At 74.8% G+C, this 14,098-nt stretch carries 8 protein-coding genes; 3 read left to right on the top strand and 5 right to left on the bottom strand.

Annotation, left to right across the window (positions count from 1 at the left end):
• Nucleotides 1–408 precede the first annotated feature (408 nt).
• The 4 genes from EUA98_RS09630 to EUA98_RS09615 form a co-directional block, all read right to left on the bottom strand.
• A complete protein-coding gene (locus tag EUA98_RS09630; protein WP_207219032.1) occupies nucleotides 409–1,668 on the bottom strand; it encodes an MFS transporter in 1,260 nt (419 codons plus the stop codon).
• A 78-nt stretch (nucleotides 1,669–1,746) separates the two neighbouring features.
• Nucleotides 1,747–4,992 carry an ATP-binding protein gene (locus tag EUA98_RS19735; RefSeq protein WP_165372782.1) on the bottom strand — a complete coding sequence of 1,082 codons (3,246 nt, stop codon included), beginning with the start codon at nucleotides 4,990–4,992 and terminating at the stop codon, nucleotides 1,747–1,749.
• Entirely contained in the window at nucleotides 4,989–6,071 is a 1,083-nt protein-coding gene (locus tag EUA98_RS09620) for a DUF3027 domain-containing protein (protein WP_130102463.1), read from the bottom strand. Before EUA98_RS09620 ends, EUA98_RS19735 begins: the two co-directional genes overlap by 4 nt.
• A gap of 3 nt (nucleotides 6,072–6,074) precedes the next feature.
• Nucleotides 6,075–6,458, bottom strand: a complete 384-nt coding sequence (locus EUA98_RS09615) for a cold-shock protein (RefSeq protein ID WP_130102462.1) — start codon at nucleotides 6,456–6,458, stop codon at nucleotides 6,075–6,077.
• A 473-nt stretch (nucleotides 6,459–6,931) separates the two neighbouring features.
• On the opposite strand from EUA98_RS09615, the gene EUA98_RS09610 reads away from it, so the two are divergent.
• Together EUA98_RS09610 and EUA98_RS09605 are read left to right on the top strand one after the other, a co-directional pair.
• Nucleotides 6,932–9,421, top strand: coding sequence for a helicase-associated domain-containing protein (locus EUA98_RS09610; protein ID WP_130102461.1), 2,490 nt, complete (start codon nucleotides 6,932–6,934; stop codon nucleotides 9,419–9,421).
• On the top strand, nucleotides 9,418–11,061 hold the full coding sequence (locus EUA98_RS09605; RefSeq protein WP_130102460.1) for a DNA repair helicase XPB: 1,644 nt from the start codon (nucleotides 9,418–9,420) through the stop codon (nucleotides 11,059–11,061). The genes EUA98_RS09610 and EUA98_RS09605 overlap by 4 nt, the downstream gene beginning before the upstream one ends.
• On the opposite strand, the gene EUA98_RS09600 is transcribed toward EUA98_RS09605, so the two are convergent.
• A complete protein-coding gene (locus EUA98_RS09600; protein WP_130102459.1) occupies nucleotides 11,022–11,810 on the bottom strand; it encodes a type 1 glutamine amidotransferase in 789 nt (262 codons plus the stop codon). The genes EUA98_RS09605 and EUA98_RS09600 overlap by 40 nt on opposite strands.
• A 137-nt stretch (nucleotides 11,811–11,947) precedes the next feature.
• On the opposite strand from EUA98_RS09600, the gene EUA98_RS20485 reads away from it, so the two are divergent.
• Complete coding sequence (locus tag EUA98_RS20485) at nucleotides 11,948–14,059, top strand: TPM domain-containing protein (protein ID WP_207219031.1); 2,112 nt, start codon at nucleotides 11,948–11,950, stop codon at nucleotides 14,057–14,059.
• Nucleotides 14,060–14,098 lie beyond the last annotated feature (39 nt).

Raw genomic sequence — 14,098 nt, 5'->3', positions numbered from 1 at the left:
ATCACCCGCCACCCCAAGCACACCCCCGGATACACCGGCGACGGCATCGCCCTGGTCAGCTACCAGTTCCGCGACCGCGACGGACGCACCGTCGGACACCAGTCCGGACGACAAGTCGGTCGCGGGGGCGGGTACGCGCACGGGGAGCCACCGCCGACGGGGACACCACCGAACTCGGACCCACCAGCGGCCGGTCCACCACCGGTCTGGTCACCAGACCTCCGGCACGCATCACCGGACCTTCCGGCACGCTCAGTGCCGTCACTGTTCGACACGCTCGAGCTCCCCCGCCGTGGCGACCTGTGCGGGTCGACCGAAGCCGAATCCCGCGGCGCCTGAGCCCATGAGCGCAGCGGCGAAAGGGAGCGGCCGGGCAGCGCAGCAGCCGCGGGGCGGTACAGCGGAGCCTCAGGCCTCGGTCCGGGCGCCGTCGGCTGCGGCTGCTCGGCGACGCGTGGTGCGGTTGGCATGGATCGACCAGCGCGGCACCCAGCGCGCAAGCGCCCCGGTGGACAAGATCCCCACCACACCCATCGCAGCGATCCCCGCCGCGAGGCTCCCCAGCGCCGCACCGGCAGCCACCACCAGTGGCCCGGCTGCGCTGCCGGAGTCGGAGAACAGGCGCCAGATCCCCAGGAACTGCGGCCGAACCGCCGCCGGGGCGACATCTGCCCCGAGGGTCATGAGGATGCCCGAGCCGATGCCGTTGCCCAGTCCCATGACCATGGCCGCAGCGGTGACTCCGGCGAGCGTGGTCGTGAAGGGCAGCGCGAGAATCGCACCACCGAGGATCAGCATCGACGGGATCGCCGCCCAGAGCCGTCCACGTCGGTCCATGAGCTTGCCCGCCGGGTAGAACAGCAACATGTCGACCGCGCCCGAGATGCCGAAGATGATGCTCGTCGTCGCGGGGCTGAACCCGAGATGCTCCGACCACAGCGGCAGCACGACCTGCCTGCTCGCCCGAACTGCCCCGACGGCGAGGACCGCGAATCCGAGCTGGGCGAACACCGGAGCGTTCTCTCGCAGCACCGTGCCCAACGAGACCGGCACCGCTGCTTGCCGGCGGCGGATCACCTCCGCACCTGCGACGTCGGGCACCACCAGGACGACGAGACCCGAGATGACGCTGGTGAGCACCGCGAGCCAGTAGACCCCGCTCAGGCCGATCAGGTGCACGACACCGGCGCCGAGGAACGGGCCGATGAAGGCCCCGATCCGCTGCACACCGCCCAGGGTCGACAACGCCCGGGCGCGCTTCATCACCGGGATGACCTCGGTGAGGTACGCCTGCCGGGCGAGCACGAACACGGCGTTCGTCGCACCGACCGCGAGCACCCCGGCGCCAAGCACCCAGAGGTTCGGTGCAAGGGCGCAGCCAGCGAAGGCGAGCACGGAGAGCGTCGCCGCGACGAGCATCGCGTGGCGGTCGCCGATCCGGGCTGCGAGGACGCCGGCAGGCACGTCGCCGGCGATCTGCCCGACGCCGAGCAGGGCCACCATGAGTCCGGCGACCGCGAGGTTGGCGCCGAGGTCGACAGCCGAGAGCGGGATGATCGGCATGATCGCGCCGACGCCGATCTCGAACACCAGGGCCGGTGCGTACACGCCGCGCGCCACCTGCCCGTAGGGCGAGGGGACTCGCGAGACTGCAGGGGGCTGGGTCATCACCGTCATCTTCTCTCATCCTGGGATGACTCACGCGCGCGCCGCCATCGGCAGCGGGCCAGGCGGGGCGCATTCGGTCTACGGGCGGTCGAAAGCCGCCTCGGTGCGAAGCTCCGGGGCGCGATCCGGCTCGGTCAGGGCGAGCTCGAGGGCGTGGCGCAGCTCCCAGCGGCCGGCGGCCTGCGCCAGCCCGCGCGCGAGGCCCGCCATCTGGGTCGCATGCACGACGGCGTCCGGGCCGTCACCCTCGACCCACCAGTCGACGGGGGCGCCACCGACCCGGAGGTCGTCGTGCTCCTGCCACGTCCGGGGCACGTTCGGGGCGAGCGCGATCGCCGCATCCGGGGTAGGGCCCGACGAGCCGTCGTCGTCGGGCAGGGCGGGCTTCTCCTCGATGAGGTCGTCCGCGAGCGGGAGGTCCAGCAGCCCACCGAGCCGCACCGCGACCACGGGCGGGGCCGGGATCAGGGCCGCGACGTCGGGCCGCTGCAACCACATGGGCGAGGGCGCGACGGCGGCGTCGTCGGCGTGCACCATCCGGACCTCGGCGGGGCCGACGAGCGCGGGCAGCCGCTCCGGCACCCGGTCGAGCTCGACGGCGTTGACGGCCGCGTCGGCCAGCGCACGCCAGAGCGTGACGGCGATGTCCGGCAGGACGGGTGTACCGACCGGCCCGAGCGCGTCGAGCAGGTCGGCCCAGCCCTCGCCGTCGAGCTCGGCGAACGACCCGACGCCGCCCAGCGCCCCGAGGATCAGCGGGTCGAGGCCGGCGAGGCTCTCCGGCACGCTCGGCAGCAGCTTCTGGAGCCCGACCGGCGCGGTCCACAGCGCGAACGGCTCACCGAGCCCGAGCGCTGCCGGAGTGCGAGACCGCAACCACCACGCCGGGTAGGACGGCGCGCCACGGCCTCGTCGATCGCTGTCGGCGCGGACCGGGTCGAGCAGAGCGCGGCGGAGCTCCGGATCGGCGGCGAGGTGCGCGAGGACGGCGGGCCAGACCTCGTCGCGGACGGCGTCGAGGTCCGCGATCGCGGTGAGCTCGCTGATAACCGCCCCCGTGCCGAGGCTCTCGGCAAGCATCTCGAGGTAGTCCTCCCAGCCGTCGAGCGATCGGGTGGCGAGGTCCTCCCCGGGACCTGCCCCGACCAGTCCGTCCCCCGGCTGCTCGACGAGCAGGTCGGTGAGCCGGACCAGTGCGAGGTCGTCGCGGACGCCGACGGCGGCGAGGACGCGGGCGCCCCACCGCTCGACGAGGTCGTCCGCGACGGGGGCGAGCACGCGCTCGTCGAGCAGGTCGGCGGCGGTCGAGCCGCCGAGCACGAGACCGCGCGCGGGAGTCGGCTCACCGCGCGAGTCGAACAAGGTCAGCTCACCGAGCCAGGCCGCGGCTTCGGCGGGCACGTGCGCGTCGTCGAGGGTGCCCGCGACCAGCGTGAGGACCGCGTCGGCGACCTCGGACGCCAGGGCCAGATCGTCGTCGTCGGCCACCTCGAGCACGGCCTCGCGGACCGCCGGGAGGAGCAGCAGTCCTCCGGACTCGGCCGCGGCGGCACCGAGCCGTTCGAGGAGCGGGCTCACGGCCCCGGGGTGCACGAGCCGCAGACCCCAGCGCGCGAGCACATCGAGCGCGGCGAGGTCGCTCGGGTCGCCGGAGCCGCCGGATCGGCCCGGGTCCGCGAGGGTCGCGCCGGTGAAGGACGCGCCGGTGAAGGCCGATGCCGCGGGGAGCACCAGACCGCGGGCTCCCCGCACGGTGCGACCGTCCGCCAGCGGCACGGGCAGCGCGCTGAGGGCCTCCCGGACGGCCGGGTCCGAAGCCGCCGGCGCCAGCGCGGTGTACAGCGCGAGCCAGTCCTCGGGCTGCGCGGCGGTAGGGAGCTCCTCGACGAGCTCGGCGAGCTCACGGATCTCGATGGCGAGCACGCGGGCCGGCGCCTCCTGACCCGGTCCGAGCACGACCAGGTTCGCCGCCCAGCGCGCGAGCGCGGCGACCGCGTCCGGGTCGCGGCCGATGTCGCCGGCGAGCGCCACGGCCCGCCGAGGTTCGAGCAGTCCGTCGGTGGACGTGTCCGCGACGAGGTCGCGCCGACCATGGTCGGCCCGGTCGAGGCCGGCGTCGGCCGGTGCGAGCAGGGGCGTGCCGGCGAGCCGCGCGACGATCCGGTCGCGCAGGGCACCGTCCAGCGCACCGTCCGCCAGCCCGATCGGCACGAGCGCGAGGGGATCGCCCCCAGCCACCGCGATCCCGTGCGCCAGGTCCGCGTAGACCTGCGCCGCACGGTCGAGCACGGCATCGGTGAGCGGGCCGCGCACGACGTGTCGGCGCGACGGGTCGAGCGGAAGGCTGGCGACCAGCAATGCCGGCAGCGTGCAACGCTCGTCGGTCGGCGTGGGCGCATGCACGACGCTGCCCCACGGCGCCGCGCGGTGACGGTCCGACCCCGCCGGCGAACCGCCGAACGACGCCTGCTCGCGCGGCAAGGCCCAGGTGACGGCCCACTCGCGTGCGGCCCGCTCCTCGATGGGCCGGTCCGCGAACAGGGCCAGCTCGAGGGAGCCGGTGCCCCGCGCGATCGTCCAGCGGGAGTCGACGTCACTCACCCGGCGCAGCGAGCTCTCGTCGGCGACCTCGATCTCGACGACGATCTCGGTGAGCGCGGGCAGGGCGAGCAGCAGCGGGTCGCCGACCTCGGCGAGCAGCGCGCGGACCTCGTCGGCCGAGGCCTGGTCGCGGAGGGTGAGGACGACCGAGGTGTCGTACCCGACCGGCGGGCGTTCGGCGTCGGGCCGCGGCAGACGCAGGGCCGGGAGCGATCCGTCACGGCGCCCGATCTCCTCGGCGAGGCCGGGGTTCGACTCCGCGAGCGCGGCCAGTTCGGCCACGGTGTCCGCCAACGAGAACCGGACGCCGCCGGTGGTCGAACGGACCGAGATCTCATCCGCAACGGACCGGACCGCCGCGAACCCGACGCCGAACCGGCCGACCGGCGAGGTCGCAGCCCGGTTGTCCCGCTTCGCGGAGGCGCGCAGCGAGGCGAGGGAGGCCACCCCGTCAGCGTCGAGCGGGGTGCCGGTGTTCGCCGCGGTGAGGACCGTGACGCCCTCGACGTCGCTCAGCCGCAGCAGCAGGTGCCCGCCGACGCCCGCCCGGGTCGCGGCGTCAGCCGCGTTCTGCGCGAGCTCGACGACCACGCGATCGCGGTAGTAGCCGCGAGCGTGGTCCTCTTCGGTGTTGGCGTCCTCGCGGAGCCGGGCAGGTGACGCCGTCCACGCCTGCAGGACCGCAGCACGCAGTGCCGCGGTCCCGAAGGCGTCCTGGGTCACGACTCGGGTGGCGCGGGGGTCTTGTCAGTCTCGGTCGGGTCGACGACGGGGGCCAGGTCGGCCACGGGCTCCGTCTCGGCCACCGGCTCGGCCGGGTCGGCAACGGGCTCAACGACCGGCTCGACGACCAGGTCAGCATTCGCGTCGACGGCGGGCTCGATCACCGGCTCGGCAACCGCATCGACGGCGGGCTCGATCACCGGCTCGGCAACCGCATCGACGGCGGGCTCGATCACCGGCTCAGCAACCACGTCAACGACGGGCTCGACGACCGGCTCAGCATCCAGGTCGACAACCGACTCGTCCCGGATCGCCGCCGGCTGCTCCTTGACGAGCGAGACGAGCTCGAGATCCAGGTCGTCGATCTTGGCGACGGGGTCCGGCCAGTCGCTGGCGTGCGGCTCGATGTCCGTCTCCGAGTGCGCACCGCAGCCGTGATCGAGGCTGACGACCTTGCCGTCGTCGGGCGACCACTCGTTCGCGCAGACCCCGAAGAGCAGGCCGAGCGAACCGCTCAGCGGGACGAGGAAGGCGCACGTCTGGCACGCCGCGCTGGCGACGAGCGAACCGGGCGACGTCGGCCCCTGAGAGCCGGTGTACCACCGCTCGGCAGCGCGCTCGCGACCCTCGGGGGCGAGCACCCGGACGCGGGCCAGGGCGAGCTCTTCGAACGCGACCCGGTCCTGCTCGTCGTCACCGGTGGCGACGTACCCCGGCTCGAGGCGCGGGTCGTCGGGCATGAACGGCAGGACGTCGCCGGGGCCGATGTCGCCCGGGCGCAGGCGCTCGGACCAGGGCAGCCAGGCAGGCGCGAGGATCGCGGCGTCGCCGGGCAGGAGCTCGACCTCGCAGATCGTCGCGACGCGAGCGCGCGGCACGCGGGCGAGCGTCACGGTCCAGCGCCACCCGCGGTAGCCCGGGGCGGTCGAGGCGAACTGGTGCGAGACGAGCCGGTCGCCCTCGACGACGACACCGAGGTGCTCGCCGACGTGCTCGGGCCACTCGGCTGCGTCGATGGCGACCTGACGCGCCAGCTCGACGGCGTTGGTCAGGACGGCGTCCTTGGTCGGGGTGGCCATGGCTCAGGCCTCGAGGGAGTCGGCGACGGCGCGGAGCAGGGCGCCGTACTTCTGACCGCTCGCCTTGTCCGGGTAGCGGCCGCGTCGCAGCTCGTTGCCGACCTTGTCGAGCACCTTGATGAGGTCCTCGACGATGACGACCATGTCGTCCACGGGGCGGCGGGCCGCCTTGGCGACGGACGGGATCGGGTCGAGCATCTTGACGGACAACGCCTGCGGGCCACGACGCCCGTCAGCCACGCCGAAGTCGACCTTCGTGCCGGGCTTGGGGTCCGTGACACCTGCGGGCAGCGCCGAGGCGTGCAGGAAGATCTCATCGCCTTCATCGCTGGCGATAAAACCGAAACCACGCTCGGTGTCGAACCACTTGACCTTGCCGGTGGGCACTGGAACCTCTGTGACGTCGTCGGATGCGTAAGGACAGTTCGCGGAACGAAAGACAGGTAGCTGAGTGGAGATACCTCAGACAGTAACGAGGCAGTTTATCCGGCGCACGGCGGTTCAGGTTCCCCGAACGCTCCGTCGCGCGACGATTCGTCTCAAAAGCCCGTCGGGTGCGCCACATCCGGCAATGTCGCCGGGCCGGACCGATCGGCTCGCACCGGCCGACACCCCACGTCCCGATCGGCGCCAGGACGCCGTGGTAGCCGCGCGCGGCCGGCACGGCGCACGGGTGCGTGACCTGCGCGCGGACATCACGGCGGCCGGTGAGGGGACCGCTGCCGGGGAGCCCGCCCGTGAGCCGGCCGACCCCGAGCCGGCAGACTCGCCCGGCACCAGGCGCCCCGACCACCCCCGCACGCCTGAATCGAGCGGGCAGGCGGTTCATCGGACACAGCGAGCCGCGTACCCTAGTGCGGATGCCTACTTATAGCGAGCACCTGCGGTCGCGCAGTGACGCCGAGCTCGTTACCTTGCTCGAGCGGCGACCCGACCTGGCCAATCCGTCCCCCTCGACCCTCGTGGCCCTCGCCGCACGGGCCACGAGCCGCTTCAGCCTCGAGCGTGCGCTCGCGGCCGTCGACGCCTCGTCGCTGCAGGTGTTGGAGGCCGTCGTCGCACTGCAGGACGTGCGCCCGGCCGTCACCTCCCAGGACGTGGCGACCGCCATCGGGGCTCCGATGCCCGAGGCCATCGCGTACGGGCTCGAGATCGCGCTGCTGTGGGGTGACCCCACGAACCTCCACCCCGCGCCCGGTCTCGGCGAGCTCGTCGGCCCCTACCCCGCCGGCCTCGGACCGGTCGCGCAGACCACCGGGGCGGAGAGCGTCCTCGGGCAGACCTTCGACGCCGCCCTCGCGGCCGCCCCCATCGACCCCGCCGCACTCGCGGCCGCCGTCGCGCACCTGCTGGCGGATGCCCCGCCCGGCGCGCACGAGGTCCTCGACGCCCTGAGCTGGGGGCCGCCGGTCGCCCGCATCCCCGCGGCGTCGTCCGTCGGTCAGCGCGCGGCCGTGGACTGGCTCGTGACCCACGGCCTGCTCCGCGCCGCCGACTCGGCCCGCGTCATCCTTCCCCGCCAGCTGGGCCTCGCGCTGCGCGGTGGTCGCACCCACCGCGAGCCCGCCGCCGGCGAGCCCCGTCCCGTCGGCACCACGCTGCCGCAGGAGACCGTCGAGGACGAGTCCGCGCGCGCCGCGCAGGACGCCGTCCGGCTGGTCGCCGGCCTGATCCGCGAGTGGGAGCGGGTGCCCCCGCCGGTGCTGCGCTCCGGCGGCCTCGGTGTGCGCGAGCTGCGCCGCCTGGCGTCCCAGCTCGAGATCGACGACATCCAGGCGGCATTCGTGGTCGAGCTCGCCGGCGCTGCCGGCCTGATCATCGACGACGGCGAGGACCAGCCGACCTTCTCCCCCACGCTCGACGTCGACGAATGGCTCGACGCCGAGCTGCCCGACCGCTGGGCCACGCTCGCGACCGCCTGGCTGACGATGACCCGCACGCCGTGGGTCGTCGGCGGGCGCGACGAGCGCGGCGAGCTGCGCGCCGCGCTCGACCCCGAGCTGTCCCGGCCGTGGGCGCCGCGCCTGCGCCGCGCGGTCCTCGCGGTCCTCGACGCCCGCGAGCCCGGCACCGTGCTCGACGCCGACGACGTCGCCGCCGTGCTCCGTTGGCGCACGCCGCGCTCGGTGCCGCCGCTGACCGCGGTGGCCGCGACGCTGCGCGAGGCCGGCGTGCTCGGCGTCCTGGGCGCGAACGCCCTGTCCGCCGCCGGCCGAGCCCTGCTGCGCCCGTGGCCCGAGAACGGGACCATCCCGGCGGCGCCGCACGCGGCCGGCACCGGCATGGAGAGCCCCGTCTCGGCCGAGCGGTTCGCCGCCGGCAAGGCGGCCGCCGCCGAGGCCATCGCGGCCGTGCTGCCCGTGGCCGTGAGCGAGCTCATGCTCCAGGGCGACCTGACCGGCATCGTTCCGGGCCGTCCCACCCGCGAGCTGGCCGGGCTGCTCGAGCGGATGGCCAAGGTCGAGTCCCGCGGCGCCGGCGTCACCGTGCGCTTCACCATCGAGTCGGTCCGGTCCGCGCTCGACGGCGGCCAGACGGCCGACGAGCTCCTCGAGGAGCTCTCCTCCCACGCCCTGGGCGAGGTCCCCCAGCCGCTCGAGTACCTCGTGCGCGACGCCGCCCGCCGGCACGGCCGGCTGCGGGTCGGCTCCGCGCTCGGGTACATCCGCGCCGAGGACCCGACCCTGCTCGCGGGCCTCGTCGACGACCCGAGCCTGGCCGACCTCGGCCTGGTCCGGCTCGCCCCGACCGTGCTCGCGGCGCACGCCACCCCGACCGCCCTCCTGGCCGCCCTGCGCGACCGCGGGCTCGCCCCGGCCGGCGAGGGTCCGGACGGCCAGGTCGTGCACGCGCGTCCGATGGTGCGCCGGGTCCGGGCCGGTGCCCGACGGCGTCGCGGCGCCGGTGGCGTCATCTCGTCGGCCCCGCCCACGCCGTCCGCCGTGAATGGTGCGCGACCGGCCGCCCCGTCGAGCCCCGCCGACGCGCGCGAGTGGCGCGAGCACCTCGCCGCGCTCGTCCCCGTGCTGCGCCGGGCCGAGGCCGAGGCCCGGTCCGACCGCGCGGCGCATGCGCACGACAGCGGTTCGGGCGGCGATCGAGGAGCCGCGGGAACAGTCGACCCGGTCGCCGCGTTGGCCACCTTGCGGCAGGCGGCCGCCGACGGCCGCGAGGTCTGGCTCGAGATCGTCGGTCCGCAGGGCACCCCCGGCCGTCGTCGGGTGCGTCCGCTGCGCGTCGACGCGGGCCGGGTACGTGCGGTGGACACCGAGCGTGACGCCGAGCTCACCGTGGCCGTGCACCGCATCGCCGGAGTGACCCTGATCGACCCTGGAGAGCCCACCACATGACCGATGGCCCGCTGATCGTGCAGAGCGACAAGACCCTGTTGCTGGAGGTCGGGCACGAACGGGCCGACGCGTGCCGGCGCGAGATCGCGCCGTTCGCCGAGCTGGAGCGCGCGCCCGAGCACGTGCACACCTACCGGCTCACGCCGCTCGGGCTGTGGAACGCGCGGGCTGCGGGCCACGACGCCGAGCAGGTCGTCAGCGTGCTGCTCGAGTACTCGCGCTACTCGGTGCCGCACGCCCTGCTGGTCGACGTCGCCGAGACGATGTCGCGCTACGGGCGGCTGCAGCTGGTGAGCGACCCGGTGCACGGCCTCGTGCTGCACGCGCTCGACCGGGCCGTGCTCGAGGAGGTGCTGCGCTCCCGGCGCACCGCCGGGCTGGTGGGCGAGCGCCTCGACGAGACGGACGTCGTCGTGCACCCCAGCGAGCGGGGCCACCTCAAGCAGGTGCTGCTCAAGCTCGGCTGGCCGGCCGAGGACCTCGCCGGGTACGTCGACGGCGAGGCGCACGCGATCGCCCTCGACAACGCCACCTGGGCGCTGCGGCCCTACCAGCAGCAGGCCATCGACAGCTTCTACTTCGGCGGCTCGGGCGTCGTGGTGCTCCCGTGCGGCGCCGGCAAGACGCTCGTCGGCGCCGGTGCGATGGCGCGGTCGCAGACCACGACGCTGATCCTGGTCACCAACACCGTCTCCGCCCGGCAGTGGCGCGACGAGCTGCTCAAGCGGACGTCCCTCACCGAGGACGAGATCGGCGAGTACTCCGGCTCCCGCAAGGAGGTCCGCCCGGTCACGATCGCGACCTACCAGGTGATGACGACCAAGCGGAAGGGCGTGTACACGCACCTCGAGCTGCTCGACGCGCGCGACTGGGGCCTCGTGATCTACGACGAGGTCCACCTGCTGCCCGCCCCGATCTTCCGCATGACGGCCGATCTGCAGGCCCGACGCCGGCTCGGCCTGACCGCGACGCTGGTGCGGGAGGACGGCCGCGAGGACGAGGTGTTCTCCCTGATCGGCCCCAAGCGGTTCGACGCGCCCTGGCGAGACATCGAGGCGCAGGGGTACATCGCCCCGGCGGCCTGCGTGGAGGTCCGCCTCACCCTGCCCGAGCGCGAGCGGATGGCCTACGCGACCGCCGAGCCGGAGGACCGGTACCGCCTCGCGTCCTGCGCGACGGGCAAGAACCGGATCGTCGAAGAGCTCGTCGCCAAGCACGAGGGCGACCCGACGCTGATCATCGGGCAGTACCTCGACCAGCTCGCCGACCTGGCCGAGCACCTGGCCTGCGACGTCATCACCGGCGCGACCACGGTGCCCGAGCGGCAGCGGCTGTTCGAGGAGTTCCGGACCGGGAAGATCACCAAGCTCGTGGTGAGCAAGGTCGCCAACTTCTCGATCGACCTGCCCGAGGCCTCCGTCGCGATCCAGGTCTCGGGATCGTTCGGCTCCCGCCAGGAGGAGGCCCAGCGCCTGGGTCGCATCCTGCGGCCCAAGGCCGACGGGCGCACCGCGCACTTCTACACGGTCGTCGCCCGCGACACCGTCGACCAGGAGTTCGCGGCGCACCGCCAGCGCTTCCTCGCCGAGCAGGGCTACGCCTACACGATCATCGACGCCGAGGACCTCGTCACCGACTGAGCGGCACGTTCGTCCGCCGTCCGGTGCACGACGGCGGCGAACCCTGCCGCGATCGCCCGACCGGCCGCGGCGATCTCCGGCTCCCGCGCCTCGTACAGCGCCATCACCGCGGCGGCGTCGACGTCGTCGTAGGCCTGCGCCCAGCCCCGGAACGTGGCGGCGCCCGCCTCGGGGTGGAACTGCACGCCCCAGGCCCGACCGAGCCGGAACGCCTGGTACGGGTACATCGCGCTCGACCCGAGCCAGACCGCGCCGCGTGGCAGGTCGACGATCGCGTCGGCGTGCATGCTCGGCAGCGGCGCGGAGCGACCCGAGGCCGCGAGCGCGGCGAGGACCGGGTCACCGGCGGCGTCGGGGCGCCAGCGCACGTCGACGATCCCCGCCTCCCGGCCGGGGGGCGCGGCGACCTGCACCCGACCACCGGTGGCCGCGGCGAGCAGCTGGGCGCCGAGACAGATCCCGAGCGTGGGCACGTCGGCCGCGACGGCCGCCGCGAGCAGCGCACGGGTCGCCGGGAGCCACGGCGCGACGTCGTCGGCATGGGCGTGCATGTGCCCGCCGAGCACGATCAGGGCGTCGCTGGGCTCCGTCGGGACGCTCTCCCCCGCCCACGCCCGCACGACGGCGACATCGAGGCGGCTCCCGTCACCGTCGGCGAGCCAGTCGACGAACCGGTCCAGCGGGACGTCCGGACTGTGCTGGATCACGGTCACCACGGGCGAAGGAGGGGGCGAACCCGGAAAAGTCATGGCGGGACGGTACTGGATATCCGGGCGGCACCCGCTCGAGGTGCGCCGACAACGACGCCAGATCAACCGATTCCACGCGAAACTCCCGGTCGGTCAGACCGTTTGCGATGCGGACGGTCACGGACAAGGATCACCTCGTGACCCCTGGACCTGCAGACCGGCTCGACCCGCGCACGTCCGACACCCCCCGCGACGTCGCCCCCGTGCCCCGACGCGCCCACCCGAGGAGCTCCGGGACCCGGAGCCGTCGCCGCGGCCGACCGCTGCGGGCCTGGGTCGCCGCCGCCGCGTTCGTGCTGTTCGCCGGATTCGGCGCGGCGCCGGCCGCGGCCGACCCGCCGCTGAACCTCCCCTCCGAGCTGGTCGACACCGCCGGCGTGCTCGGCGATCGGACCGACGACGTCACGCAGGCGCAGGCCGACCTCACCGACGCGACCGGGCTGCAGCTCTTCACCGTGTTCGTCGACAGCTTCAACGGCGCCGACGGCGTCACGTGGGCCACCGAGTCGGCCGAGCTCTCGGGCCTCGGCGCGAACGACCTGCTGCTCGCGGTCGCCGTCGACGACCGGCGGTACGGCCTGGTCGCGTCCAGCGACTCCCCCATCAGCGACGCCGACCAGGCCACGATCCGCAGCGACGTGCTCGAACCGCGCCTGAGCGAGGACGACTGGGCGGGCGCGGTGATCGACACCGCCGACGCCCTCGAGCAGGCGGAGAGCGGGTCCGGGGTCGGCTCCAGCGGCGGCGGCACGTCGCTGCTGACCGTCTTCCTCATCGGGCTCGCCGTGATCGGCGGCCTCCTGCTGTTCCGGTCCCTGCGCTCCCGCTCGAAGGCGACCGGACCGGGCGGCCCGGGCGGGCAGCCCGCCCCCGTGGACACCGCGACCCTCGACCGGCAGGCGAGCGCGGCCCTGGTCACGCTGGACGACGAGCTGCGCGCCTCCGAGCAGGAGCTCGGCTTCGCGCAGGCCCAGTTCGGCGAGGAGGCCACCCGGACCTTCACGACCGTCCTCGCGGCGGCCAAGGCGGCTGGGCTGCAGGCCTTCGGGCTGCGGCAACGTCTCGACGACTCGGAGCCCGAGACCGACGAGCAGCGCCGCGCGATGCTCGTGCAGATCCTGCAGCTGTGCACGCAGGCGGACGCCGCCCTGGACGAGCAGACCGAGGCGTTCGACGCCCTGCGCGACCTGCAGGCGCGCGCGCCCGAGCTGCTCGAGGCGACCGACCGGCGCGCGGTCGAGGTCAGCGCGCGGATCGCACCGGCCGACGAGGCCCTCCGCCGGCTCGCCGAGACCTACCCCACGACGTCGCTCACGACGGTGTACACCAACTCGGAGAACGCCTCCGGCCTGCTCGCGGCCGCACGCGAGTCCGTCGCCGAGGGCCGCGCGGCCGTGGCCGCCGGAGACCTGGCCGCCGCCGTCGTCGCCGCCCGCACCGCCGAGAACGCCGTCGCGCAGAGCGTGAGCCTGCTGGATGCCATCGACCGGGCCGGGCAGGAGCTCGCCGGCGCCACGGCCGCGATCACCGCCGGCATCGCGTCGCTCGGAGCCGACCTGGACGACGTCGCCCGGCTGGCACCGGGCGATCCCGCGGTGGGCGCCGCGGCCGCCGCCGCGGGTGCGGCCCGGGATGCGGCCCGCGCTGCGGGTCCCGGCAGCGACCCGCTGAAGCTCCTGAGCGACCTGCGCACCGCGGAGGCGACCTTGGACAAGGCCCTCGAGCCGGCCCGCGGCGCTGCCGAGCAGGCCGAGCGGGCGCGAGGCCAGCTCGCGGCCGCCGTCGGCCCGCTGCGGTCCCGGGTCCGCGCGGTCTCCGACTACATCGAGACCCGGCGCGGCGCGGTCGGACCCGAGGCCCGCACCCGGCTCGCCGAGGCCCAGCGCTTGCTCGGCGAGGCCGAGTCCCTGGCCGGCACCGATCCTCCCCGCGGGCTGGACTGCGCGCAGCGGGCCGACCAGCTCGCGGCGCAGGCCCAGCACCTCGCCCAGCAGGACGTGCAGGCGTTCGAGCAGTCGCGCCGCGGTGGTGGTCCGGGCGGGCTCGGCGGCGGATCGAACGCCGGCAGCCTGATCCTCGGCGGCATCCTCCTCGACAGCCTGCTCCGCGGCGGCGGCGGCGGCGGTCGCGGCGGCGGCTGGGGCGGCGGGGGCGGCGGCTTCGGCGGCGGCGGTGGGGGCTTCGGCGGCGGCGGGGGGGGCTTCGGCGGCGGCGGGGGCGGCTTCGGCGGCGGAGGTGGCCGCTTCTGACGACTCACGTCATCCGACTCCCGCGCGACCCACCACACC

Origin of the sequence: Pengzhenrongella frigida (assembly GCF_004168625.1) — a bacterium.
In the GTDB taxonomy this organism is placed as follows: Bacteria; Actinomycetota; Actinomycetes; order Actinomycetales; family Cellulomonadaceae; genus Pengzhenrongella; species Pengzhenrongella frigida.
This window is presented reverse-complemented; position numbering and strand designations above follow the sequence as displayed.